Origin of the sequence: Leptospira vanthielii serovar Holland str. Waz Holland = ATCC 700522 (genome assembly GCF_000332455.1) — a bacterium.
GTDB classification, from domain to species: domain Bacteria; phylum Spirochaetota; class Leptospiria; order Leptospirales; family Leptospiraceae; genus Leptospira_A; species Leptospira_A vanthielii.
Genome location: NZ_AOGY02000014.1, coordinates 17758 through 41082 on the forward strand (window position 1 = coordinate 17758; position 23325 = coordinate 41082).

At 39.5% G+C, this 23325-nt stretch carries 21 protein-coding genes; 8 read left to right on the top strand and 13 right to left on the bottom strand.

Annotation, left to right across the window (positions count from 1 at the left end; translation table 11 throughout):
- Positions 1 to 13: 13 nt before the first annotated feature.
- Complete coding sequence (locus tag LEP1GSC199_RS02335; protein WP_002977251.1) at positions 14 to 1324, bottom strand: amidohydrolase family protein; 1311 nt, start codon at positions 1322 to 1324, stop codon at positions 14 to 16.
- Positions 1325 to 1380: 56 nt separating this feature from the next.
- Here LEP1GSC199_RS02335 and LEP1GSC199_RS02340 point away from each other — a divergent pair, with 56 nt between their 5' ends.
- Together LEP1GSC199_RS02340 and LEP1GSC199_RS02345 are read left to right on the top strand one after the other, a co-directional pair.
- Positions 1381 to 2697, top strand: coding sequence for an MATE family efflux transporter (locus LEP1GSC199_RS02340; protein WP_002977225.1), 1317 nt, complete (start codon positions 1381 to 1383; stop codon positions 2695 to 2697).
- A gap of 15 nt (positions 2698 to 2712) precedes the next feature.
- Complete coding sequence (locus LEP1GSC199_RS02345) at positions 2713 to 4470, top strand: patatin-like phospholipase family protein (RefSeq protein WP_002977062.1); 1758 nt, start codon at positions 2713 to 2715, stop codon at positions 4468 to 4470.
- Between the two features lie 88 nt (positions 4471 to 4558).
- Here LEP1GSC199_RS02345 and LEP1GSC199_RS02350 read toward each other — a convergent pair whose 3' ends face one another.
- The 5 genes from LEP1GSC199_RS02350 to LEP1GSC199_RS02370 form a co-directional block, all read right to left on the bottom strand.
- Complete coding sequence (locus LEP1GSC199_RS02350; RefSeq protein WP_002977197.1) at positions 4559 to 5050, bottom strand: DUF4411 family protein; 492 nt, start codon at positions 5048 to 5050, stop codon at positions 4559 to 4561.
- A gap of 14 nt (positions 5051 to 5064) precedes the next feature.
- On the bottom strand, positions 5065 to 6228 hold the full coding sequence (locus tag LEP1GSC199_RS02355) for an ImmA/IrrE family metallo-endopeptidase (protein WP_002976859.1): 1164 nt from the start codon (positions 6226 to 6228) through the stop codon (positions 5065 to 5067).
- 215 nt (positions 6229 to 6443) lie between these two features.
- Positions 6444 to 7442 carry an SPFH domain-containing protein gene (locus LEP1GSC199_RS02360; protein WP_002976907.1) on the bottom strand — a complete coding sequence of 333 codons (999 nt, stop codon included), beginning with the start codon at positions 7440 to 7442 and terminating at the stop codon, positions 6444 to 6446.
- 20 nt (positions 7443 to 7462) lie between these two features.
- A complete protein-coding gene (locus LEP1GSC199_RS02365; protein WP_002977018.1) occupies positions 7463 to 7990 on the bottom strand; it encodes an LIMLP_15305 family protein in 528 nt (175 codons plus the stop codon).
- 1 nt (position 7991) lies between these two features.
- On the bottom strand, positions 7992 to 9062 hold the full coding sequence (locus tag LEP1GSC199_RS02370) for a zinc ribbon domain-containing protein (protein WP_002976957.1): 1071 nt from the start codon (positions 9060 to 9062) through the stop codon (positions 7992 to 7994).
- A 76-nt stretch (positions 9063 to 9138) separates the two neighbouring features.
- Between LEP1GSC199_RS02370 and LEP1GSC199_RS02375 the strand changes: the two genes are divergently transcribed.
- The 3 genes from LEP1GSC199_RS02375 (at position 9139) to gmd (ending at position 13449) form a co-directional block, all read left to right on the top strand.
- Positions 9139 to 10977, top strand: a complete 1839-nt coding sequence (locus LEP1GSC199_RS02375) for a DUF1553 domain-containing protein (protein ID WP_039925837.1) — start codon at positions 9139 to 9141, stop codon at positions 10975 to 10977.
- Positions 10978 to 10986: 9 nt separating this feature from the next.
- The gene (locus tag LEP1GSC199_RS02380) at positions 10987 to 12276 is read left to right on the top strand and encodes a DUF1501 domain-containing protein (protein WP_002977196.1); all 1290 of its coding nucleotides are present in this window, start codon (positions 10987 to 10989) and stop codon (positions 12274 to 12276) included.
- 156 nt (positions 12277 to 12432) lie between these two features.
- Positions 12433 to 13449, top strand: coding sequence for a GDP-mannose 4,6-dehydratase (gene gmd, locus LEP1GSC199_RS02385; RefSeq protein ID WP_002976810.1), 1017 nt, complete (start codon positions 12433 to 12435; stop codon positions 13447 to 13449).
- A 288-nt stretch (positions 13450 to 13737) separates the two neighbouring features.
- On the opposite strand, the gene LEP1GSC199_RS02390 is transcribed toward gmd, so the two are convergent.
- The 6 genes from LEP1GSC199_RS02390 to LEP1GSC199_RS02415 all read right to left on the bottom strand — a co-directional run bounded on the left by LEP1GSC199_RS02390 (position 13738) and on the right by LEP1GSC199_RS02415 (position 18891).
- Positions 13738 to 14043 (bottom strand): STAS domain-containing protein, encoded by a 306-nt coding sequence (locus LEP1GSC199_RS02390; RefSeq protein WP_002972217.1) that lies wholly within the window; start codon positions 14041 to 14043, stop codon positions 13738 to 13740.
- A 48-nt stretch (positions 14044 to 14091) separates the two neighbouring features.
- Positions 14092 to 15303 carry a Crp/Fnr family transcriptional regulator gene (locus tag LEP1GSC199_RS02395; protein ID WP_039925841.1) on the bottom strand — a complete coding sequence of 404 codons (1212 nt, stop codon included), beginning with the start codon at positions 15301 to 15303 and terminating at the stop codon, positions 14092 to 14094.
- Between the two features lie 78 nt (positions 15304 to 15381).
- Complete coding sequence (locus LEP1GSC199_RS02400) at positions 15382 to 15912, bottom strand: tetratricopeptide repeat protein (RefSeq protein ID WP_002977240.1); 531 nt, start codon at positions 15910 to 15912, stop codon at positions 15382 to 15384.
- Between the two features lie 29 nt (positions 15913 to 15941).
- Complete coding sequence (locus tag LEP1GSC199_RS02405; protein ID WP_002977149.1) at positions 15942 to 17024, bottom strand: vWA domain-containing protein; 1083 nt, start codon at positions 17022 to 17024, stop codon at positions 15942 to 15944.
- 32 nt (positions 17025 to 17056) lie between these two features.
- Positions 17057 to 17677: an NUDIX hydrolase gene (locus LEP1GSC199_RS02410; protein WP_002976794.1), complete on the bottom strand. Its 621-nt coding sequence runs from the start codon at positions 17675 to 17677 to the stop codon at positions 17057 to 17059.
- Positions 17677 to 18891, bottom strand: coding sequence for a ribonuclease D (locus tag LEP1GSC199_RS02415; RefSeq protein ID WP_002976932.1), 1215 nt, complete (start codon positions 18889 to 18891; stop codon positions 17677 to 17679). Before LEP1GSC199_RS02415 ends, LEP1GSC199_RS02410 begins: the two co-directional genes overlap by 1 nt.
- Positions 18892 to 18932: 41 nt before the next feature.
- Between LEP1GSC199_RS02415 and purF the strand changes: the two genes are divergently transcribed.
- From purF to queC, 3 genes are read left to right on the top strand one after another with little or no spacing between them, the layout of a single operon-like run.
- A complete protein-coding gene (purF, locus tag LEP1GSC199_RS02420; protein WP_039925843.1) occupies positions 18933 to 20360 on the top strand; it encodes an amidophosphoribosyltransferase in 1428 nt (475 codons plus the stop codon).
- Positions 20360 to 20731: a 6-carboxytetrahydropterin synthase QueD gene (gene queD / locus LEP1GSC199_RS02425; protein ID WP_002977298.1), complete on the top strand. Its 372-nt coding sequence runs from the start codon at positions 20360 to 20362 to the stop codon at positions 20729 to 20731. Before purF ends, queD begins: the two co-directional genes overlap by 1 nt.
- A gap of 9 nt (positions 20732 to 20740) precedes the next feature.
- Positions 20741 to 21466, top strand: a complete 726-nt coding sequence (gene queC, locus LEP1GSC199_RS02430; protein ID WP_002977090.1) for a 7-cyano-7-deazaguanine synthase QueC — start codon at positions 20741 to 20743, stop codon at positions 21464 to 21466.
- Between the two features lie 101 nt (positions 21467 to 21567).
- Here queC and LEP1GSC199_RS02435 read toward each other — a convergent pair whose 3' ends face one another.
- Complete coding sequence (locus LEP1GSC199_RS02435; protein ID WP_002977241.1) at positions 21568 to 23271, bottom strand: hypothetical protein; 1704 nt, start codon at positions 23269 to 23271, stop codon at positions 21568 to 21570.
- Between the last annotated feature and the right edge of the window lie 54 nt (positions 23272 to 23325).

The window sequence follows — 23325 nt, forward strand, 5'->3', positions numbered from 1 at the left end:
ATGTGTGTCAGGGTCAATCCAATTCACGGCCGGAAAGTTTCGTAGAACGATAGGAAAATGACTTTTCCCGAATGGTTTCTAAATCTTTTTCGGAAACTCCCGCCGTATGGGCATGTCCATACTCTTCAGGCATCGTGGTTCCAAAAAGACCTGGATCATCGGAACCGATTGTGAGCTTCAAATCATTTTGCAGAAATCGTGTGATGGGATGATCAATATGTGATTCTAACATCCCAATGTACAAATTGGAAGAAGGGCAACATTCAATCACAACGTCCGTTTTGGCGATCTTAGACATAACATAGTTTTGGAAGGTATGTAAGTATTGGGATTGTGTTTCATCAAAATGAATTTTGAGAATTTCGGAATCTGGTTTAGTTTTTAATTCCTTTCGTTTGAGTTCGAGTTCTTCTTTCGGATAAAAAGGACCAAAACTTGTGATCTCCGCATACGATTCCAATTCACATTCGATTTGATCTTTTGCTTCAGAAACCAGTTCAGTTCTTTCATCACCCAAAAAATAATCGGAATCAATTCCAAGGGCCAATGCATGTCCCAGTCTATGGGCACCATTCATTGCAGATTCTAAAACCCAACGAACTGCAGAGAAGGGGGTTTTGTCTCGAAAACTTTCTCCTACATGGTAGAGAATCGATAAAGCCGTGTTTGGTTCTGCTTTGTTGTCTTTGTTTACTGATTGGAAAAAAGTTTTTTTATCTTTGGGTGGATGACCTTCTTCGATATGACAGAAGTCAATTCCCACAAGGCCGTTACGAATCACAGATTCTTTTTCCATCCAGTTTTTCATCCAATCATAATGCCTTTCGAAATTTAAATCTCTATGTAAGGACATGACAAGTTTTGATTGGATGGTTTTTCCTTCTTTTTTAGCAGACTCCTCTCCTTGGGTCAGTCCTTGCAAACAAGCCATCAGTTTTGAATAAAAAATTTCCTTTGGTTCTTCTTTTCCAAACATCAAACGGTATTCCGCATAACTAATATCATCCAAACTATTCGAAAGCACTACATTATGAGTGACTTCGGTAATTTCTCTTTCATCAAACTTTACTAAGGCGATGATCAGATTGAACTTTGCTTGGAAATGTAAAAAGGGAGCCTTTTCTCGAAAGTGATAGAGTTTCGAAAACTTTTGAATGTCATCATAATCTTCAAAAAATGTCGAAGGTCGAATTTTTACACCATAAGCTTTTTCATAGGAATCCAAATACAGATGCCATCTAGGTTCGGCATTATTTTTTCCAATTCGAAACAAAGTTTCAGGGGGTAAACATCCATAAAGGTGGTTGTGTAGATCGCAATACATATAAGAATGACAAAACTATGCTTCACAAAATTAGACGCATCTTGAAGCCAACTCGATTGAATCAGAAAATTCTTGGATTAGCAATCCCTGTTTTTTTTGGAATGATCAGTTATACAGCCATCATGGTTGCCGATACTGCTATGGTTGGAAAATTGGGAGAGGTTCCTCTCGCCGCTGTGGGATTTGGTGGAATGGTATATTTTTCCATATTCGCTTTCCTTATGGGCGGATCTATGGCCGTGCAAATCATCGTAGCACGTCGATTTGGCGAAAAAAATGACAGAGGGGTCGGAATCACCCTAATCAATTCAGTCTATTTGTCATTAGTTTTAGGATCTTTATTATCCTATTTTGGATTCCTTTATTCTCCACAATTTATGGGATGGATCGGCGATGATCCACAAGTGATCGAAGTGGCAGGTGTGTATTTATCCTATCGATTTTTAGGAACAGTTTTGTTCTTTGTAGGGTTCGCCTTACGTGGATTTTTTGATGGAATTGGAATTGTACAAGCGGGTATGATCTCGTCTATTTCGGCGGCAGTCACAAATATCTTTTTCAATTGGTTACTGATTTTTGGGAACTGGGGTTTTCCAGCTTTGGGAGTCAAAGGGGCTGCGATTGCTTCTAGTTTGTCTTCTGTTCCGGCACTTTTTATCGTGTTGTTTTATTTTTTCCGCAAAGACGTAATCAAATTTTTTCAGTATGAAATTTTTGCGCCGAGTTTTGCAATCCTTAAAGAACTTTGTATGGTTGGGTTTGCGCCAGCTCTAGAAGGAACACTCGTTAACTTTGCTTTTTCCGGATTTTATAAAATTGCGGGAATGATCAGTACAACAACACTCGCATCGGCAAGCGTTGTATTAACATGCCTTAGCTTATCATTTATGCCTGGTTTTTCTTTTGGAATTGCAGCAACGACTATCCTCGGCCAATCCATGGGACAGGGTAAAATGCGTTTGGCTTACGAAGGAACCATGCGTTCGGCAACTTTTTCGGCCATCGTTATGGGAGGTATGGGACTTTTCTTTATCATCGGAGGCCCTTGGCTCATTGGACTATTCACGGATGTTCCTGCTGTCATTAAGGAAGCTTACCCTGCACTCTGTATCGTAGCTCTCATCCAAGCGGGAGATGCCTACCACATGGTGATTGGATCTGCACTTCGTAGTGCTGGGATGATGTACTATGTGATGTTTGTTTATTTGATTGTATCCTTCCTAGTCATGTTGCCACTAGCTTATTTATTCGGGATAGTCCTAGCATGGGGAACGATTGGAATCTGGTCTGCGTTTTTTATATGGATTTTACTCATGGCAGTGCTTTTTGTCGGAAAATTTCGTAGGAAGGAGTGGGTAAGTATACGAATTTAATAGGGTGAGGGGAAAATGAAACGAACTGAATTAGAACGGCAGGCCATACAAAAATTTTTAAAGTCTGTGGATTTGTTCAAAAAACTCCCTCCCTCGGTTTTGTTGCGACTTTCGAATAACGTCCAAGAAAAACTAATCCGAAGCCACGAAGCTCTCTACTATAAAGGAGAGTCTTCGGAATCCATCTATATTGTTCGGTATGGAGAAATTCTTCTCGAAAATGTCGCTGGCCAAAGTCATGTTTATGTTGGTTCCGGACAAGTGTTAGCTGAGAACTCACTCATTTCTAGTTCCAACCATTCTACTTCCGCCATTGCAGTCATCGATTCTCTCGTTTATGTTTTGAATGGAAAACTGTTTTTGCAATTGGCCTCACAAGAAAAGGTCTTTGCCCAAAACATCATTCAAATGATGGGATCTCGGATGCGAGAGAATTTAGACAGATCCAATCACAATCAGAAAGATCATTCTATCGGCTTACGAAGGTTATGTGTTCATGTTCCCTTGGAACCCGAATACCATTTTGGTGAAAAAGTTAAATCGTTCTTAGAGGAATATGGTGAGGTCACGAAAAAACTTTCTATTGCCATTCCCATCTCTACTTTTAAGGGAATGGATCCCACCCAAATTTCTGAATATCTTACGAATCTAAGAAACAAAACTCCGTTACTTCATATCTACTTTGATGAATCCACGGCCAGAATGGATTTACATTATCTCGTGGTCCAATCGGACTTTATTGTATTTTGGGAAGATGAACCAGAAAAGTTTTATAAAGAAAAAGAAGAGATCATTCATTTTTGGAAGAGTCGAATTCGAAACTTTGAAGGTCGTGCCATTCGTATGATGGAAAGTGGAGTTCGAAAAAGTTATCTTCCCCAAGACCAATCTTTAAAAACTTTTTATCAAAAGGACACTCTCGCAAGATACTTAGTGGCAAAAACTAGAGGTTTGGCGTTAGGTGGTGGTGGGGCTAGGGCTCTTGCTCACGTCGGATTATTAAAAGTTTTACATCGGGAAGGAATTCATTTTGATTTTGTGTCTGGTGCTTCGATGGGGGCAGTGATTGCCGCCTTGTATGCAAGAAAAAATACTCCAGAAGAAATCGAAGAAATGATCAAAAATTTCTTTGGTGGATTGGAAAGTGCCTTCGACCCAACTTTACCCGTTGTTGCTTTCTTTAAAGGCAAACGAATGAAACGGATGTTAAAAAAAGGATTTGGTGACCAAAGGATCGAAGAACTCCCCCTTCCTTTTGCCACATCCGCTGTGGATTTACAAACCGGAAAGGAACATATTTTTGACCAAGGCCCCATCACCGAAGCTTTGACCAGTGCGATGAGTTTGCCTGGGGCCTTCCCTCCCTATAGGCTCGGCGAAAAGCTGTTAGTTGACGGTGGAATGATCAACAATGTTCCCGAAAATCTCATTCGTACGAAAGGTGCCGATGTGGTGATGGGAATCAATGTATCTCCTTTGCAAGAGATTGTTCCGGTGAAACTTTTTGAAGATAGAAACACAACGGAAAAAGGATTCTTTCGTTATATTTGGGACACCCTCAAATACCCACCCATCTTACAAATTATGACAAGAACCATCACTTTGGAAGGAAGAGAGATCACTCGTCTCAAACGTCCTAAAATGGATTTGTTTGTGCACTTCCATTTAGAGGAATTTCAGTTATTTGATTTTGCCCGTTACCAAGAGATCATCGATAAAGGCGAACAGGAAGCCGAAGCCAATTTAGCAGAAATCAAACAATTGTTTTCTTAATGGAAATTGGTTTTATCTTGTATTTGTTGAAATAGGCTAACCCTTGAGTCCCAGAACGAAGTAGTTAGGCGCTGTAATGCGTAGTTGCCTATTTTAAAGAACTTTTCCAGTTAGTTTTGAATTGTAATACTTTGAAAAATTGAAATGAATGCACACATTGGATATTCAAGGATTCGCAAGCATCGGGTAATTTACGGTTTACTCCTTTCTTGGAAGGTTTTGATATTTCCGTTGTAACGATAGTTCTGCTGTTTGCATCTTCGATTGCATATGACAATAGAAATGGATCACGGCCTAATTTTTCAACGTCTATGTCGTTTGGGTTTGTGCTATAGGCAATTTCGACGCATTGACTTACTTTCTCTGGTTCTGCCGATTCATCCAATGTTAGTATTTTTTTATTTTTTTTGCACCACTTTGCAAGCAGATCATTTCCATTGATTAATTCTTCTAAAATTTCTATTGGTATTTTTACTTTATCGTTTTCTGCGTTAAATAGAATCCAGTCCCAAAATTCAGGGATATCTTCAATTGGATAGTAGTCCCTGTTTGCATCAATTAGGACATTTGCATCTAACAAAAATAACAACTTTTCTACCCGTTTTCAAATAGATGTGAAAGGTTGCTCGATTTTACACCTAATACTTTGCTTGCTTTTATTGTTGTTAAATTTCCGGATTGAAGCATTTGTTTGACAGTTTTAATTATTGCACCACCTATTCGATGTCGTCTTACAATATAATAGTCCGGTCCCTTTTCTTTATTGAGTTTTCGTTTTTCTTTTTTACTGATCTGGCTTTGTTCCCACAATATTTTAAATTTAGCGGCAAGCTTTTCCCATAATTCTCTCTTAATAATTCCTTTTTGATAGAGCCTATATGCAACCATAGAGCTACTTACATTCTTCTGTTTTGCAAATTCACTAATTAGATTTGCTGCTTTTTGCAAATTATTGATATTTTCAAGCGTAGGTAAATTTATCGTTTCGGGGAGGAGTATTTCCGCTGCTATATCATTACAGAATTTTTCTATTTTTTGCTCAAAATACATATTACTTATTCCACTTTCTCCCAAGAGTATATGAACTAATTCATGTAAAAGTGTAAAAGACCAAGCGAAATGTGAATCATGATCGTTTATTATTATGAAAGGTGCAGCTTCATCTGCAATTGCTACTCCTCGAAAAGATACAACGTCAATATCAGTGTGATGGCTACCTAGATTACCAGCAAGGATGACAAAAATTCCCTTTGACTCAATTTTATTTCTTAGAAATTTAAATAATTCATCAGGATCTTTTATTCGATCGATATCATTATGGGTAAATTCAAATAGTTCTTGAATAATTTTACTAACAGTTATTACGTTCATGCTAAAATTAATTTTTTGCTTAAAAGAGATAGGAGTGAAATCTTCTTCTTCTTCGATAGCTTCTTTTAATATACTTTGACGTATATGTATATCTCTGATAAAAGAATCGAAATTTAGATCTGGTCGGTAATCTTCTGGTAATGTTCGGAAATCGTTACCCTTGCTGGATGTAATTGGAATTTTTTTAAGATAAAAAACAAGTAGAGATCTTCGGTATATTTTAGACATATCGGAAAGAATCTTTCTGGAAGGCTTCTCATTTCCAAATTCTAATCGGCCTAGTTTCTCTGGATCTTTAAATTTCAGCTTTTTTGTTGCTTGTTCAATATTTAAGCCAGCACTCTCTCTTGCCCATTTCAAGACTTCTGGATTAGCATTGACTACCATAGTTTCATCCTTTCTTAGCTTTTTTTTTTGTATATAAACTTTCTCTTGGTAACGGTAGAATCTTTGGCAATTGCAAATAACAATTACTAATTACTAGTTATACGATCTGCGTATGAAATTGGATCGTTGTTTGATCCCAGTCTCCACCAAAAGAAGGTTAGGTTCTCTCTTTTGATGGAGTTTGTTTTCTTTAGTTTGCGATAAGGAAATTCAATTTACATCGAAGAAAGAATTTCTTTTTTCTTCGCTTCAAATTCCTCTGCGTTGATGAGTCCTTGATCGAGTAATCCTTTTAATTTCGCAATTCTTGCTGCAGGATCATTGGCAGCAGGAGCCGCACCCCCTTGCCCGGCTCCGCCTTGGTTCATCATATTGCCCATCATTTGGCCCATATTCATTCCCATACCCATGCCCATTCCGGCACCCATAGCACCGCCACCTTGGCCTTCGTTTTCGGCAGCCGCCTGTCCAATATCGAACATTTTCTTTTGTTGGTATTTATCACCGAGCATATCAATTTCAAACTTATCGGTAATGATTTTTTGGATTCGTTGGTAGTTCGGATCGTTTTGGTCAAAGTTCACCGAAGATACGTTAAACTCTGTTAAATCAATACCATACTTTTCAAATTCTGGTGCGAGTTTAACCCGTCCAGCCGTGGAACTTTCATCTCTATACTTATTAATCTCAACTACAGAGGTGTTGTTGTTTAAGATCACTTCAGAAATAAAATCTCCGATCCCACGTACGATGTTTGGTTTTAAAAATTCATCAATGGCTTCGTTTGTGGTACGATTTCCGCCCTTAACTACATTGATTAAAAAGGCTTTTGAATCTTTGATTCTAAATTTATAATCCCCAAAGGCACGGATGTTGAGAACAATTTTGTATTTGGGGTCTTCTAAAGGAATGGGGGTGTTTGTTCCCCATTTCATCGCAAAGATGGCTTTGTTTACATAATAAACCTCAGCCGTGAAGGGAGTTTTACCACCAAACGGAAGGTTGACGAGAGCCTCTAAAATAGGAATATTTCCCGTTTTTAAGGTATGGGTTCCTGGCCCAAACGTATCCAAAGCCTTTCCTTCTTTAAAAAAGATGGCTTCTTGGCTTTCATCGACTACCAGTTGTCCTGCGGTGCTGATTTCGTCAGAGGGATATTTCCAAACGATTTCACTGGGACTTCCTTCAAATTTAATTCTATCTATTAGTGCCATTCTACTTTTTCCTTATCCTATTATTTTAAAAAAATTGAGTTTCTTGATTCGAACTGTGTTTCAAAATCCAAAAACAATTTGTTTATGGATTCGATTGCCGCTTCGGGATTGGTTGCAAAGGATGTGGGGAGTGTTTCTAGAATTTCTTTTTGTAAAGTTCCCACTTTCTCTAACATAGAAAAGTCATGGTTCAGTAGTTTTTCCATTTCTTCCCCTGTGGCTTTAACACCGGTTCCTAGTCCATTCAGTCCACAACCTGCCGAGTTCACTTTCATTATGATTCGATCCAAAAGTGTGGTGGCCGAATTGGTTTTTCCGATATTTTGGATTTGGGCTTTTTGTACAAAACCTTCCTCTAGTTTGCGAAAACTTTCTTTGAAAGAACTGAGAATTCCTCCGAGTTCTTTTCGGATGAGAAGGTCTGTTTTTTCATACTCTTGGTTGGCAAGTGCTTCTTCAAAGAGTTTGGTTTCTTTTAAGAACTTACGAATCGGATCTTGTTCGTTCTTAAATCGTTCTAATGTTGCTTTTAACCAAGTTTGGTCCATTTTATTCCTCTGTCGTAGCGTCTTCTAACGTTTGTATGGTGTCGCAAGTGATGTAATTAAAGATTACACTTTTTTCTGTTTGGTAGAGTGCTTTGGCTGGTAGTGATTTCCACTTGGACTGATCAAATTCACAATCATGTTTTTCCCCTTTGGTTTCTCCGCTGGATTCTATGAAATAAACCATATACTTTTCTGTTTTCGGTCCTAACTTTTCACAACCAATGGCCGTACTTGCACATTCGCGGATTTGGGGAGTGGGCCAATAAGGTTCTTGTGTGGTTCCAAATCCTTTAGCCACTGCGTTGCGGTCAAAGGCCCATTTATCAATCCGGTAACTGCAATGGTCATCATAGACTGGTTCTTGTCTGTATTTGGTAGTGCAACTTTCACTTTCGGAAAAAGTTCCATCCCCACGATCCGAACGAACTGTATGGCAATCTTCTCCATCGGGAATACTATTATAACTTCTGATTTGGCGACTTCTGGACACACTGTACGCACCCATAGGCATGGAGTCACACCATTCGGATTCGGAAACAGGTTTGAATTGGTCAATGGCGATGGTGCGAGACCATTCATGATGGGTGATTTGGAGTTCTACTTTTTCTGTCCATAAAACTCCAAGGCAAACAAATCCAATCCCACCAAAAACAATGGAGCCAAGTAACCAAAGCACCCATTTAGGAGTTTTGGGATGGGGTTTGACAAATTCAGAATTGGCAAAGGCCAAATCTTCTTTTGCTTTTTGGACAGAATCTTCTGCGGTTCCCTCTTGGTCCGAACGAAGTTTTACATTTTGTGCACCATCGAGAGCACCACCGCAGTTTCCGCAGAAAGTGGCTTTGGCACCGTTGGCTGTTTGGCAAAAAGGACAAACCTTATCGACGCCGTAGTAAATATGATCCTGAACTGCGACCTTATCCGCATCATTGGGAAAGTACCTACGGGTGGGATCTTGTGTGGCTCCACAATTGGGACAATGCCTATGAGTTTTACCGAGTAGTTTTTTAGAACCGCAGAATTCGCAGTCCCAGAGCATTTCATAGATTTTTTCTTCTGCCATCGCAACCAAGGTTTATCCGCAAAAAATTGACTTTTGCAAGAAAAATATTTTCAAATCCCAAAATCCAACCTAGAATCTTAAGAATATGAGATTGGTACTAAATCTAATTCGCAGGTTCCGCTATTTGATTCTATCTTTCACCTTCGTGATTTTATCTTTTGGTTATGTTCACTCAAGGTCAAAACAGAATACGGTTCATCCTTTAGATAGTTTGTATTTGAAACTATCACCTAATACAGAAAAGGTGGATAGAAAAATTTCTCTCCGTCGTTTATCCCTCCATTTACGAGGTGTGATTCCCAGTGTGACCGAATGGAAGGAATTAGATGCACTTCCAAAAGATCAAAGTTTAGAATCTTTCGCAGTTAATTTTTTAAAACAACCTGAATTTGCCGAATATTGGGGAACTAAGTTTACTTCGATGTTACGAGACAAATCCAAAGGCCGTAAAATTCCTACAGGTGTTTTCTTTCAATATATTGCCGGTTCACTTCATAAAAACAAACCTTATGATACACTCGTGCAGGAAATGTTGACTTCAAGTGGTTCTGTGAAGGAATCACCGGCCACGATGTTTTACATTCGAGATGGGGCCGATCCTTTACAAACAGCAGAGTATGTGGGAAGACTTTTTTATGCAAAGCGAGTCGCATGTGCTCGCTGCCATGACCATCCGTATATTTCTGATTTTACAAGAAGGGATTATTACGCACTTGCTGCATTCTTTAGCCAACAATTCTTTCGAGATGGAACTTGGGAAGCCGATCGGTATGGAAAATCTTTCAGTTATGTGCCTCGGGAATTAGAAGTCCATCTTCCCATGGAAGACCAAAAAACCTTACAAGATAAAAATAATGAATGGAATCGGGACAATTGGAACAAATGGACCGACGAACAAAGAAAAGACTACCAAAAAAAACATGAAGTCGCCTATTCCACATTATACTATGAACCAAAACTTGGACTTCGGTTTCCCCATACAGACGATGCACCCGGTGGGGATTTGGTTCGGCCCAAATTTTTAGATGGGAAAGAAGCAAAACTAAAACCAGGGGACGACCGAAGGAAGGTCTTTGCCAATTGGCTCACAGACAAATCCAATGACCGGTTTCGTAAAGTCATCATCAATCGTGTTTGGACCGAACTTATGGGTTGGAGTTTTTTCACTCCTTTAGATGATTGGAACGAAGATACGGTGGTAAAGGGAGAAGAGATCCTCAACCATTTGGATTCTTATTTTTTGGCAAACCAGCTCAAATTGAAAGAACTCATTTTGTATATCGTCACATCCAATGCCTACAATCGTTCTCTCACCAGTAGTACCGGCGACCAGGATCCCATTCGTTATTTTTCACCCAAACGATTGGACAGCGACCAACTTTTGAACTCACTCATTCGTGTTTCTGACTTACAAAAGATTAGTAACATTCGTGAAAGAAATCTATCCTGGCTCACAAATCTTATGGGACAAAAACCATATGACTTAACCGGCACGGGATCTGTTCGTATTCCAACAGACAATCTAAAAGAATTCACAAACGCTGTGGAAGTGGAAAGGCCTGCACCTTATCATACGATGTTGTCTGTTTTTGGTTCTGGCCCAAGAGTTGATATCTCTGATGATGTCGAGGAACTGACCATCGAACAAATGTTAACACTTATGAATGGTCGAGTGGTTGGGAAGTTGGTTTGGGATTTTGGAAACAAAGACTCCCTAGTCAAACAAGAATTTGATCAGCTAAAATCCATGAATCAAGTCATTGATAATCTCTACTATAGGCTTCTTGGACGCCTTCCTTCGAATGGGGAAAAGGAAAAACTAAAGACGTTAATGGCAAAACCAGATAACGTTTTTGACAAAGACCTTCTCCAAGATATCTTCTGGGCTCTACTCAATAGCCAAGAATTCCAACACATCAACTAAGGAATCAAAATGCACCGTAAAGAATTTTTAAAAAAAGCAATGATGAGTCTAGGGATTAGTCCCTTTTTATTTTCCACAAATCCTTTTGGGAGTTTACGAGCTGCCGAAGAAGAAGAGGAATCGATAACCCTTCCTTCTAAGGTAAAGTCCGTCATCTTTATCGAAATGATGGGAGGGATGAGTCACGTAGACACTCTCGATCCCAAACCCAATAGTGCTTTTGGTAAGGTGAGTTCCAGTATCTCCGGACTTTCTCTACTGGAACCATTTTCCTTCACCGCCAAACAAATGCATACGATTGGAATCGTTAAATCCACTTGGAGTGAAGAAGGAGACCATGGATTTGCCCAGATGTTACTTGGAACCGGCTACCGAATGACAGAAGCTATGGGGTTTCCAGACATCCCCCATTTCGGTGCTGTCATTGCCTATGCCAAAAAATCCAAAATCAAATCATCGTATTTTCCAAGTTATGTGACAATTGGAGGTAGGGGTGGGAAAAATGGAAACTCTGGTTTTTTAGGAATCGATTATTCGGGTTACCATGTGGGCAATGTAGATGAACCCATCCAACACCTCAATCCATCTTATGGAAAATTCTCTGAAGATCGGATTCTTAGAAGAAAAGATTTGGTTTCCTTTATGAATGGAGAGTTTTCAAAAACCTATCCTACCACTGAATCCAAACATTGGAAAAATATGCTCGTGGCCGCAGAGGAATTTCGAAACTCCAAAAACATCGATAGTTTTCGGATCAGTTTGGAAGATGAAAAAACGCGTGCTCGGTATGGAACCACTTGGCAAGGAAAAGCTATGTTACTTGCTAAACGACTCGCTGCCCAGGAAGTTCCCTTCATTCATATTTCCATCGGCGGCTTTGACACTCACACCGGCAACAAAGCACAAATAACAAAAATTATGAAAGAAACGGATATAGGCATTGCTTCTCTTTTAGAGGATCTAAACAACACCGGTCTCATTAAACAGACGTTATTTGTTTTAACGAGTGAATTTGGTAGAACCCCCGATGTGGGTTCAAGGGATGGACGTGACCACCATCCAAAAGTTTGGTCTACCTTACTCGGGGGAGGTCCTTTTGCCAAAGGATATGTTTTGGGGGAAACAGATGAAACAGGATCCAAAGCCTTAAAACCAACAGAGGCCCTACATGTAAGAGATTTGGTGGCCACCATTTACAAAGCAGCAGGGGTAGATCCAGACGGATCCCTTACCAATTCCTTTGGCCGCCCCTTTTTATTAACTACAAAGAAAGCCAAAGTGTATGAAGGATTGTTTTAGTTTTTTTGGTTTTGTCGATACCGACCGAAAGTGGAATTCCAAACTTTAGGGGCGAAAGGCAAAAGAAAATAGGGCCTACTTTTTGGGATTATTTACCCCACCTGGCCCATTTTTCCTTTTCTTACTAAAGAAACTTAAAATACTGATCCCTGATCTATGAAAAAAGCACTCATTACCGGAATCACAGGCCAAGACGGTTCCTATCTGGCAGAACTCCTCCTCCAAAAAGGGCACGAAGTCCACGGAATCGTTCGCAGAACGAGCCTTTTCAATCGCAATCGAATTGAACACCTTCATGGAAATCCAAATCTTCATCTCCACTACGGAGACATGACAGATTCCTCGAACTTAAACCGAATCTTAGAAAAAATCCAGCCATCTGAAATCTATAATTTGGCAGCTCAGTCTCATGTTCAGGTTTCTTTCGAAGTTCCTGAATACACTGCAGAAGTGGATGCTGTGGGAACATTACGGATTTTAGATGCGATCAAACAAACAGGGATCAATACACGGTTCTACCAAGCGTCTACTTCTGAACTTTACGGCCTCGTTCAGGAAGTTCCACAAACAGAAAAAACACCATTCTACCCACGTTCGCCTTATGCAGTGGCTAAACTCTATGCTTATTGGGCTGTTGTGAATTATAGAGAAGCGTACAATTTGCACGCATCTAACGGAATTTTATTCAATCATGAATCTCCGAGACGTGGTGAGGCATTTGTTACTAGAAAAGTAACCATTGGAGTATCTGAAGTCAAAGCAGGAAAACTTTCTCACATCACTATGGGAAATATCGATTCCAAACGGGACTGGGGATATGCTCCTGACTACGTAGAGATGATGTGGATGATGTTACAAAAAGACACTCCTGACGACTATGTAGTGGCAACCAATGAAACACATACTGTTCGTGAGTTCATTGAAGAAGCTTATAAAATTGCTGGGTACGAAGTAGTTTGGGAAGGTAAGGCTGACAAGGAAGTAGGTAAGGATAAAAAAACCGGCCAAGTTCTTGTAAAAATTGATCCTAAATACTACAGACCAACAGAAGTGGAGCTTTTAATCGGTAATCCAGAAAAGGCAAAACGCCAGTTAGGTTGGGAACCAAAGGTTAAATTTAAAGAGCTAGTAAAAATCATGATGGAAGCTGATTTAAAAACTCAAGGATTTTAACCAGTTCAAACATTAGTAAACTTATCCTTAAGTTCCGAGGGAGAGAGTCTCTGCTATTTTTGTCAAACCTTCAAAGTCGGTAATATAAACATTACCGTCTGAAATGTTCCATTCACTCGTAAAGCACGAGCATTTTCGTCTCTATTTGTTATGAATTGTGTTTAAAGATTTATGATTTGTAATGAATCAAAAGATTATGACCCAATGGTTTCCACTGCCATTAATAAAGGCAGTGGAATTTCAAATCAGTTTTAAAGTGGAAAGTATTAAAAATTAGTTTGGTTAGGTTTAGAGACCAAAAAACTGATCCAACATCAATTTCTTCAAAGTTTCTTTTAGTTTTTCTTGGATGTTGACAATCTTCACTGTCATTTTCTTTTCATCTGCTTTGTTTTTGAAAGAAAGCAGGCGAGAGATCCCGAGGGAACTCACAATCACCACTTTTTCCAAATCCAAATAGATTTCTTGAACGTTCTTTTCTAGGATCTCCGCTAAAATTTCCCGTAACTCCGGCGCATTTCCGTCCAGAATCTGATCCATAAAGCGAACACGAATCGTGTTTCCCTTTTCTTCTACTAGTATCTTATCACTCATATTTCTTTGGCCTCTAACATAAGTCAGGAGAGGAAAGTTTGCAAGAAGTTATTTCAGCTTCTTTAGCTTATTCTCCATGTTAGCCTTTTTATGATAGAATTGGACGAGTTTTTCTAGCTCTGCCATGTCGGAACAAACAATTTTTCCCATATCCATACGAATAAATTTATTATTCTTCATGATATCGGAAATAATGAGTTCATCTTTTGGATCCGTAAGGCCCACCATTTTGAGAAGGTCTTTGGTTCCAATTTCAAAATTGTAAGCTTGTTTGGCAGCTACTTTGATTCTGTTCTTTTCTGCCAGAGTCATTAGGGTATCTACGATACGGCCTTGTGGATCTTTTAGAAGTAAGTTTGCTAATTGTTTGTAAGCAATCCAAATCCTTTCGGATAGTAAAGTGATGAGCCTTGTTGCCAATTGTGGTTGAGCTTTCACCATTCCTTCAAAGTTGGCTTTGTTGATGGCAAGTAGTTCCACATCTCCTGCGGCCACTGCTGAGGCAGAACGAGGTTTGTTATCAAGAATTGCCATCTCTCCAAAAATGTCTCCCGCTTGGAGAACTGCGAGCATCACTTCGTTTTGGTTTACGATTTTGGAAATCTTTACTTTTCCACTTTGTAAGATGAAAAGTTCCTTACCAGGTTCGTGTTCACAAAAGATCATCTCACTATCTTTGTAGTTTCGATTGAACTTTGTATAATCGATCGCTGCCGCTTGAAACGGTTGGTTCATGGTTTGTAATCGCAACTTAGCCTGCGGTACAAACTGTCCATTGGGAAGATGTTTTAGATAACTTTGGTATGCGAAGGAGGCATGTGAAATATTTTGCTGTTGGAAATAGTATTCGCCAATTTTGAAGAGTTCGTTTGGATCTTCTTCGACTGCATTTCTAAAAGATAATCGAGTGATTGTGGTATCAAATTGTCGTAACTTCATGGAGAAGAAACGAATGATATTCATCGCAACTGCTGTAGACTTTTGGATTAAGGTTCCAAATTGGTCATAACTAACAGATATTAACGATACATTTGTAAGTGAAGTGGCGGATTCAATTTGAGGGTGTTGGCTCATGGCAGCCACTACGCCAAAGAAGTCACCAGGTCCTAAAACTTGGTTGGGATCTTCTCCAACAACAGCAGTCTCACGAGTGACACGTACTTTACCCTCACGGATGATATAGAAATTGTTCGCATCCTTTTTCCCCTCTACAATAATGTAGGAGTTCGCCGGGAAAGTAACCATTTGAAAAAACGACATTCTTAAATCTCTGAACCCTTTTTGCTCAACGTGCCTAGTTTATTATCGGAGATCCCTAGGGCAATATTTTCGTAAAAATTACTTATTTTTACTCTCTCCCAGAATTTCCATCTGGGTCAGTTCTAATTCCGCTTCTTGTGCAATTTTGCTAGAATACGTATTTTTAATAATGTCCTGAAAAATCTGATAGGCTTTATCTTCCCGGCCCATACGGACATAAGCTTTGCCTGAAATTAAGTACGATTCGAGACCTTCTTCTGTATTGGGAAATTCTTTATAAATTTTGAGTTCGTTTTCGGCAAGAGCTAAAATATCTCCTGTCATGCGGTAGTTGGAACTTAAAACCTTCCGAACTTCCCTTGTTTTGGGATGGCTTGGGTAGAGTAATAAAAAACTTTTACAGGATTCTACGGATTGGTAATGGTTTCGATCTTCCAAAAACTCTTTTGCTTTTTGGTAAAGAATTTCCCCCTGTTTGGTGCGTTCATTGGCAAAAATTTGACTTACCGAACGGTCAGCGGTTAGGGGTAAAAATCCCGTAGAGAGTAGGATTCCTAGGGCGAAAAGGGCCCTTCTCCAAAATTGCCAATCTGTCGAATTCTGTCTCATTACTATCAGTTTCGGTCGAAACCAGGGTTCTACTGAACGGGTTTTTCTTCTGATAGGGCAAGAATTTTCGGAATCCCAGTCATATCCCAGAGTTCGGCGGAGGCCCGCATCCGTTTTCCAGTGGGCAATCGAAAGGTCCAACGCCCTTTTCCTTCTGGCCCCAATTGGAATTCGATTTGGTGTTTGGCGAGATCTCCCATTCGCCTCTCTCGCAAGGGAGGAACTGGAAAACTTCGCAACTTTTCTTCCGCTGGATAAAGGTACAACTGCACCATATAGGAGGTATTGGTCACTCCTGTGTATTCGTAGTTTAGAATGTAACCTGATTCAGAACCATCTTCATAAGGAAGGATATTTAGAATTTTGATTTGGTTTTCTTTGGGTAAGTTTGGTACTTCTGTCTGCAATGGTTTTGCATTGGAATTTGAGAGAATCATAGATTCTGGGTCATGTGCAAAAAAAATCCGTTGGAAGGAAGAATCATAATCTTCTGGTCGTTTTAAGGGATAATAATTTCCATCACCCAAAATCGAAAGTCGTTTGAGATCTTCTTCTCCTTTTGGATCAATATCAATCCCAAGGACTTGCAAACGGAATTTTTTGCCTGATTGTTTGAGTTGGTAAAGCACCGATTTTGGGTCACCTTCACAACTTTCGACTCCGTCAGAGATAAAGATAATTTCTGTTTCTTGCAAATCATTTAAGAGGTATTCTCCCACAACACTTAAAGTCTGTGCGATGGGTGTAGAACCTGCGGGAACAATGGAGGAGATTTTTTGACTCACAACCGAAGCCGCCCCTTTTTGGATGGGATGATACAACCTTGCGGAAGAACAACCAGCGATTCTGTTTCCATAAGCGACAAGCCCAACGCTCACATCTTTTGGAAGTCCGCCGAGTAATTGTAATAATTTTTCTTTGGCAACGGCCATCCGGGTTTTGCCATCCCATTTTTCTGACATGGAACCACTGGCATCAAGTATAAACACATATCTTTTGTTAGGTTGGACTTGTGCGAGAAGGGGAGTCAATATAAGTAAAAGAAAACAACCAACAAAAAACAGAAAACGATCCAAAAACAATTTGTTTAAGTTTTCTTTTCGGTTCCGCACTTGTACAACATCGGCGAAAACCGAATTTGACCTTAGAGGGATTTGGGATCTAAATAGGGCGGTTTTGTCAGGTTGGGTTTGACGATAAGGGGAGTTCTATCAAAGGAAGAATGTTCTCGGAGGAAACGCAAAATGAGTTCACAGGTGGCGCCCCAAAGAAGGCCGTCACCTAGATCAAAATAATAGGCAAAATGCTCCCGGCCGGGGATCTGGATGGCGTAAAAAGGCTTTGTCCAAAGATCGGAAAAGGGGAGAAGTAAAACCCGGTCCACTTCCGCTGTATTGTGATAAAAGGAAAAATCACCTTCATAAGTGGCTAAAAATGGGGTAATATGGAAACCCGTTCTTGTGTGTAGGCCTTCCAGTTTTCCGAGAACGTTTAGAGTGGAACGGTGGACGCCCATCTCTTCTTCCCATTCACGGAGGGCCGTGACAAGGAGATTGGGATCTTGGTCTTCTTTCACTCCTCCCGGAAAGGAGATTTGTCCCGGGTGAGATTTAAGGTTTTTGGAACGTTCGGTGAGGATGATCCCTTCGGCAGATTCTTTGGATCCAAAGAGTGGAAAGATGACACCAGATTTGATCTCTGGTGTATCAGGAAGTTCATCGAAGTCCCGTGAAAGTTTTTCGACAAAAGACTGGTAGGGTAACATCAACCCTCATCTTTCGAGTTTTGATTTTTCCTTCGTTTGGCAACAAATGCTTCTTTGGATCGGATGGCTACCAAACGGTTAATCATCGAATCAAAAGACAATCCTTGGATGGCAGCAAGTAAACTCGGTCCATAGTTTTGAACTTTCCAATCCGAAAAAACATGTAATGCTTTTAGTTCTTCTAAGTCTTTAGGTCCGGCGCGTAAAATGGTAATCAGCTGTTTGTTTGATGGAAGAAGGGAATGTTCCATCCGCCTAGCGCGCATAATACGGAGTCGCCATTTTTTGGCATTCCCGAACTTGTGGTTTTCGTCTTCGTTTAAATCTTCGCCGTGACGTTTTGAAAGTTCTGATGTATCGATAGGATCGCTATATTCTGCAATTAATAGTTTGAAGATTTCTGTTCCATCTTTTTTACCAAACCATTCGACACATTTTTCTTCGTTAGGTTGTTCTCTCACTGCTTGAGAGAGTCTATCGTTATTAAAAACTCTAAAACTTGCTTTGTTAATTCGTTTTGCTTTTTCATCACGATAACGAAGGAGTTCTAATATTTTTCTTCTTTCGAGAGGTGTAAAATTTAAAATGTCAGGAAATTTTCCAAGGGAAAAACCTTCTCCTTCTTTGGCTACATACTCTTCGGAAGCAATGAATTCGAATTCTGATTTTGCTTCATCATATAATGTTCTACGTTTTAGTTCTTCTTCCATTTTTAACCAAATGGATTCTAAATAAGCAGTATCTAATGCAGCATACTTGAGTTGTTGTTTTTGGAGAGGACGAAGTTCCCAGTTAGACTTCTGCTCTACTTTAGAAAGAGTCACTTTATGATAATGTTCCACAACATGTGACAAGGAACTTTGTTCTAATGACAACAAACGAGAGCTGATCATTGTATCTGCTGTGTTCACAAACTTAAACCCAAAGTCTCTTTTTAAGGCTTTGATGTCATCTTGTGCCGAATGGAAGATTTTGAGAATGTTCGGATCTTCGAACAAAGGACCCAAAGCTGACAAATTTGTGATTTTTAGGGGGTCAATCAGGTAATTTTTGCCATTAGAATTGATCTGAATGAGACAAACTTTGGGGTAGTACGTGTAATAACCGGAGGACTCGGTGTCGATCGACATGATTTTGGACTGTCTGAGATTAATCAGAGCTAAATCCAAAGCTTTTGCTGTATCAACGAGAATATAGTTGGAATTGATTTGCATCTAATTGGGATTTTGGAAATACTGCAATTGTCATTCTAACAATGATTCTCCAATCTGACAAACCAAAAGAAGAATGTGCCATATACGGCATCTACAATAGCAAGGAAGCTGCTAATTTTACCTACCTAGGTTTGTACTCAATGCAACACCGAGGCCAGGAGTCCAGTGGGATCGTCACAACCGATGGATCTCACTTATACCGGTATGCCAACATGGGCCTCGTGGCAAATATCTTCACTCAACCGAAGATCAAAGAGCTCATAGGGGATTCTGCCATTGGTCACAACCGGTATTCCACAACGGGGGCGAGTTTTTTACGAAATGCCCAGCCCGTCCGCGTGGAATCCCACTTAGGTCCCGTGGCTCTGGCGCATAATGGAAACCTGGTCAACTCTTGGGACATCAGAAATCGTCTCGAAAGAGACGGATCTATCTTCCAAACCACCATCGATTCCGAAGTCATTGTCCACCTTATGGCAAAAAGTCATAAATCGGATTTGCTCGAAGCTCTTTGTGAGTCACTCGGGCAAGTGCGTGGTGCCTACTCTCTGTTAGTTTTAACTCCAAGATACCTAATTGCTGTTCGGGATCCTAATGGTTTCCGACCTCTCGTGATGGGGAAACGTTCTGATGGTGCCATTGTGTTTGCCTCAGAAACTTGCGCTTTTGACATTACGGATACAGAATATGTGAGAGATGTGGAACCGGGCGAAATGGTTGTCATTGACCATACCGGAGTGCGTTCTCTTTATCCGTTTCCAAAAGCAAAACCAAGTCTTTGTATTTTTGAATACATATACTTTGCAAGACCCGATTCCTATATTTTTGAAGAATCTGTTTATAAAGTAAGAAAATCTCTTGGCCGCCAATTAGCGCGTGTTATGCCCGTGGAAGCAGATGTAATCATTCCTGTTCCCGATTCTGCAAATATTGCGGCACTTGGATACAGTGAAGAGTCTGGGATTCCTTACCAAAGTGGACTCATTCGTTCCCATTACATTGGTCGAACCTTCATTGAACCGGACCAAAAAATTCGGGACTTTGGAGCCAAAATCAAATACAATGTAGTGAAAGAAGTTGTGAATGGGAAACGAGTTGTGATCATTGATGACTCGGTGATGCGGGGAACCACAAGCAGAAAGATCATTAAAATGATTCGGAATGCCGGTGCCAAAGAAATCCATTTTAGAGTTTCGGCTCCTCCAACAGTATCGCCTTGTTATTATGGAATCGATATTCCTACTCATAAAGAGCTCATTGCCTCAACACATAGCATTGATGAAATTCAAAAGTATCTTCGTGTGGATACACTTGCTTATTTAACATTGGATACAATGCACAAAGCGGTGGAAGGGCATAAAGGTGGTGGATTTTGTGATGCTTGTTTTACATCCAATTACCCTGTGGAATTCCAAGACCATGCCGGAAACCAAAAGTCACTGTTTACGGAATACGCGACGGAAGAGTAATGGAAGAGATTGAACTTTCCAAAACCTTTGGTTTTGAAGCGGCCCATTTTCTACCAAATGTTCCGGAAGGACATAAATGTCGCAGGATGCACGGCCATAGTTTCCGGTTTGCAGTGTATCTCAAAGGGCAAATTGATCCCCATACAGGTTGGATCATGGACTTCGGTGAATTAAAATCCATCGTAAAACCAATCTTAGATGAACATTTGGATCATTATGTGTTAAATGATGTTCCAGGTCTTGAGAATCCAACGAGTGAAAACATTGCGGTTTGGCTCTGGAATCAGTTAAAACCGAAACTTTCTCTACTCGATAAAATCACTTTGTATGAAACTTGCACTAGCTCTTGTGTTTACCGAGGACCTAAATAGGATTTTTTTATGGCTACGAAGTCTAGGGGAGCCGTTATACTTCTGTCAGGTGGTCTTGATTCAACCACTTGTTTATACATAGCAGCAAAAGATTACGGGTACCCAAAAGATAAAAAGTTACCATTACTTGCCTTATCCTTTGATTATTCTCAAAAACATAAAATTGAATTACAAAAAAGTAAAAAAATCGCAAAACTTTTGGGAATCAAACATGTGATTCAAAAATTGGATCCTGGTTTTTTTCTCGGAAGTTCGCTCACTGAAAAAAAAATTAAGGTGAGAAAAAACGCCAAATCTTTGCTAAGCGGTGCGGAAAAGGAAATTCCTAATACTTATGTTCCTGGAAGGAATATTTTATTTTTGTCATTTGCACTTTCTTTAGCGGAAGGCCATGGCTTTGATTCCATTTATATTGGTGTGAATGCCTTAGATTATTCTGGGTACCCGGACTGTCGGCCAGAGTTTATAAAAGCCTTTCAGAAGATGGCAAATCTTGGAACCAAAAAAGGTGTAAGTGAAAAGGGAAATTCTATTCAGATCAAAACTCCTCTTTTGCATTCCAACAAAAAGGATATTGTTCTAAAGGCAATGGAAGTAGGTGCACCCATCCATTTAACACATTCATGTTATGATCCAATCCAAGGAAAACCTTGTGGGAAATGCGATTCCTGTATTTTAAGAGCAAAGGGATTTTTGGAAGCTGGATTTTTAGATCCAGCCATTTCGATTCGATAATATTTGGCAGGGTTCTATGAGAATTCGGATATTACTGTTTTACTCTTTCCCTATTTGATTGCACAAAAAGCCAACTAAACAACTTTTCAGATTCACAATTTCTACTTCCTCCATTTACTTGGATTGGAAAAGTTTTTGGATCGGCCAGGTTTAAAATGAAACTTAGAGTTATTCATTTTGGGAGGATTGAAACGTGCATTATTGAATTTGAAACGTCCGGGTTTGATATCCATTCTACTTTTAGGGATATGAGTCCTTTCTTTTAAAAGGGAAACAAGACCACCGAGATCAATCTCTCCCATGGCGGCACCCCCTCCGCCACCAGCCAGTTCTTCCCCTTCTTCGTCATCCTCATCATCGTCGTCATCAACTCCGTCTCCCTCGTTATCCCCCTGTTTCTTTTCATTTCCCATAGCAATATCTAAGTCGAGTGGTTTAGGTTCAATGTATCTGGATTGAAAAGTAATTTGAGGATAGAATTCTAAAATGCTCGATTCTGCTAACTTGGGTAAGGTTTCTATATTTGTTTCGCTTGGTAAACTTCGGGAAAGGATATAAATTTGGCTTTGGGATTTGAAACAAGAAAATACATAATATTCTTTTTTGAACTGGTCCTTTCCGGCATCTGGTTTGGCAACTTCTAATGTGAAGGTGTAGGTTCCATCTCTGTATTCGGGTGAATAAATTTCATGAATGATTCCAGACTTAGGATAGTTTTTCTTTATTTTATCAACTAGATTGGTGGTAATAAAGTTCTTTAGTGTTTTTTCAAAACCGTTAGTGATGATATCTGAATTTAATTTTTCATTCACATTGATGGCTTGGATTTTGAAAAGGCCATGGATGGGATCAAAAAAACTAACATTGTATTTTCCATCACGAATTACAGCAAAACGTTTATCTATCGGAATGCGTGTTTGAAAGAGTTTTGAATCGGAAGTGTAATTTTCACCAAGTATGTCGCCATAAACCGGATTCAATCGTTTGATAGGTAGGGGTTGGCTGTGTTTATTTTCTAAGGCAGACAAAAACTGGTCTTTGGTATGATCAAAAAATCGGTAGTCGTTGTTATAGTTTTCTACTTTATTAAAAAAATTAAATGTAGGTAATAGAAGCCATGTCAATAACCTTCTATATCCAAATTTATAAGTTATGTTTGTAAGTTTTGTTTCATAAGCCTTTCGTGTATAAACTGTGAAATAATGATTTTCGTAGTTCACTGTAGGAATGATTCCGAGAGATATTAAGAATAACACAATGTTGTAATTGTCTTTTTCCCTTTTTGCATAAAACAAGTGGTAGTATGTGTCACAATTTTCGATTTCATGAAACATTGGGTATTTATCGGAAGAATGAAAGAATGTATCTGCATCTACTATTTCTGCATATTTCAGTATAGTTTTCTTATCTTGTTTGTCAATTGTTGAGTTTTGAATTTGCTTAAAACGTTCAAATGACTTTTCTTTGCGAAGTGACTCTAGTTCTTTTAGATAGGACAAGGATTCCGGAATCCCATAAATTTCTTTAATGTGTCTCGTGTTTGTATTTTTTAGTTTTAAGTTGGTTCTGATATTTTCTATGAATTGGGAATCAATGGCGGGGAAATTTCCAATAAAGTTTTCATCGATGGCACCCACCTCTTTAAACTTTACTTGGGAAATAAAACAGGAAGTTCCTGTTTCTCTGAGGAGGTTTGGCCCTTCTGGAAGTGGCAGCTCAGTGCCCGGGCTCGGCGAAACGCGAGTGTGGTACCAGCTGATTTGGCAATTGCAGAGAAATAAAAATAAAACTAAATATGATTTCATGGTCGGGGCCTACCAAAAAATTTGATGGAACCCAAGATGTTGTCAAAGAGAAAA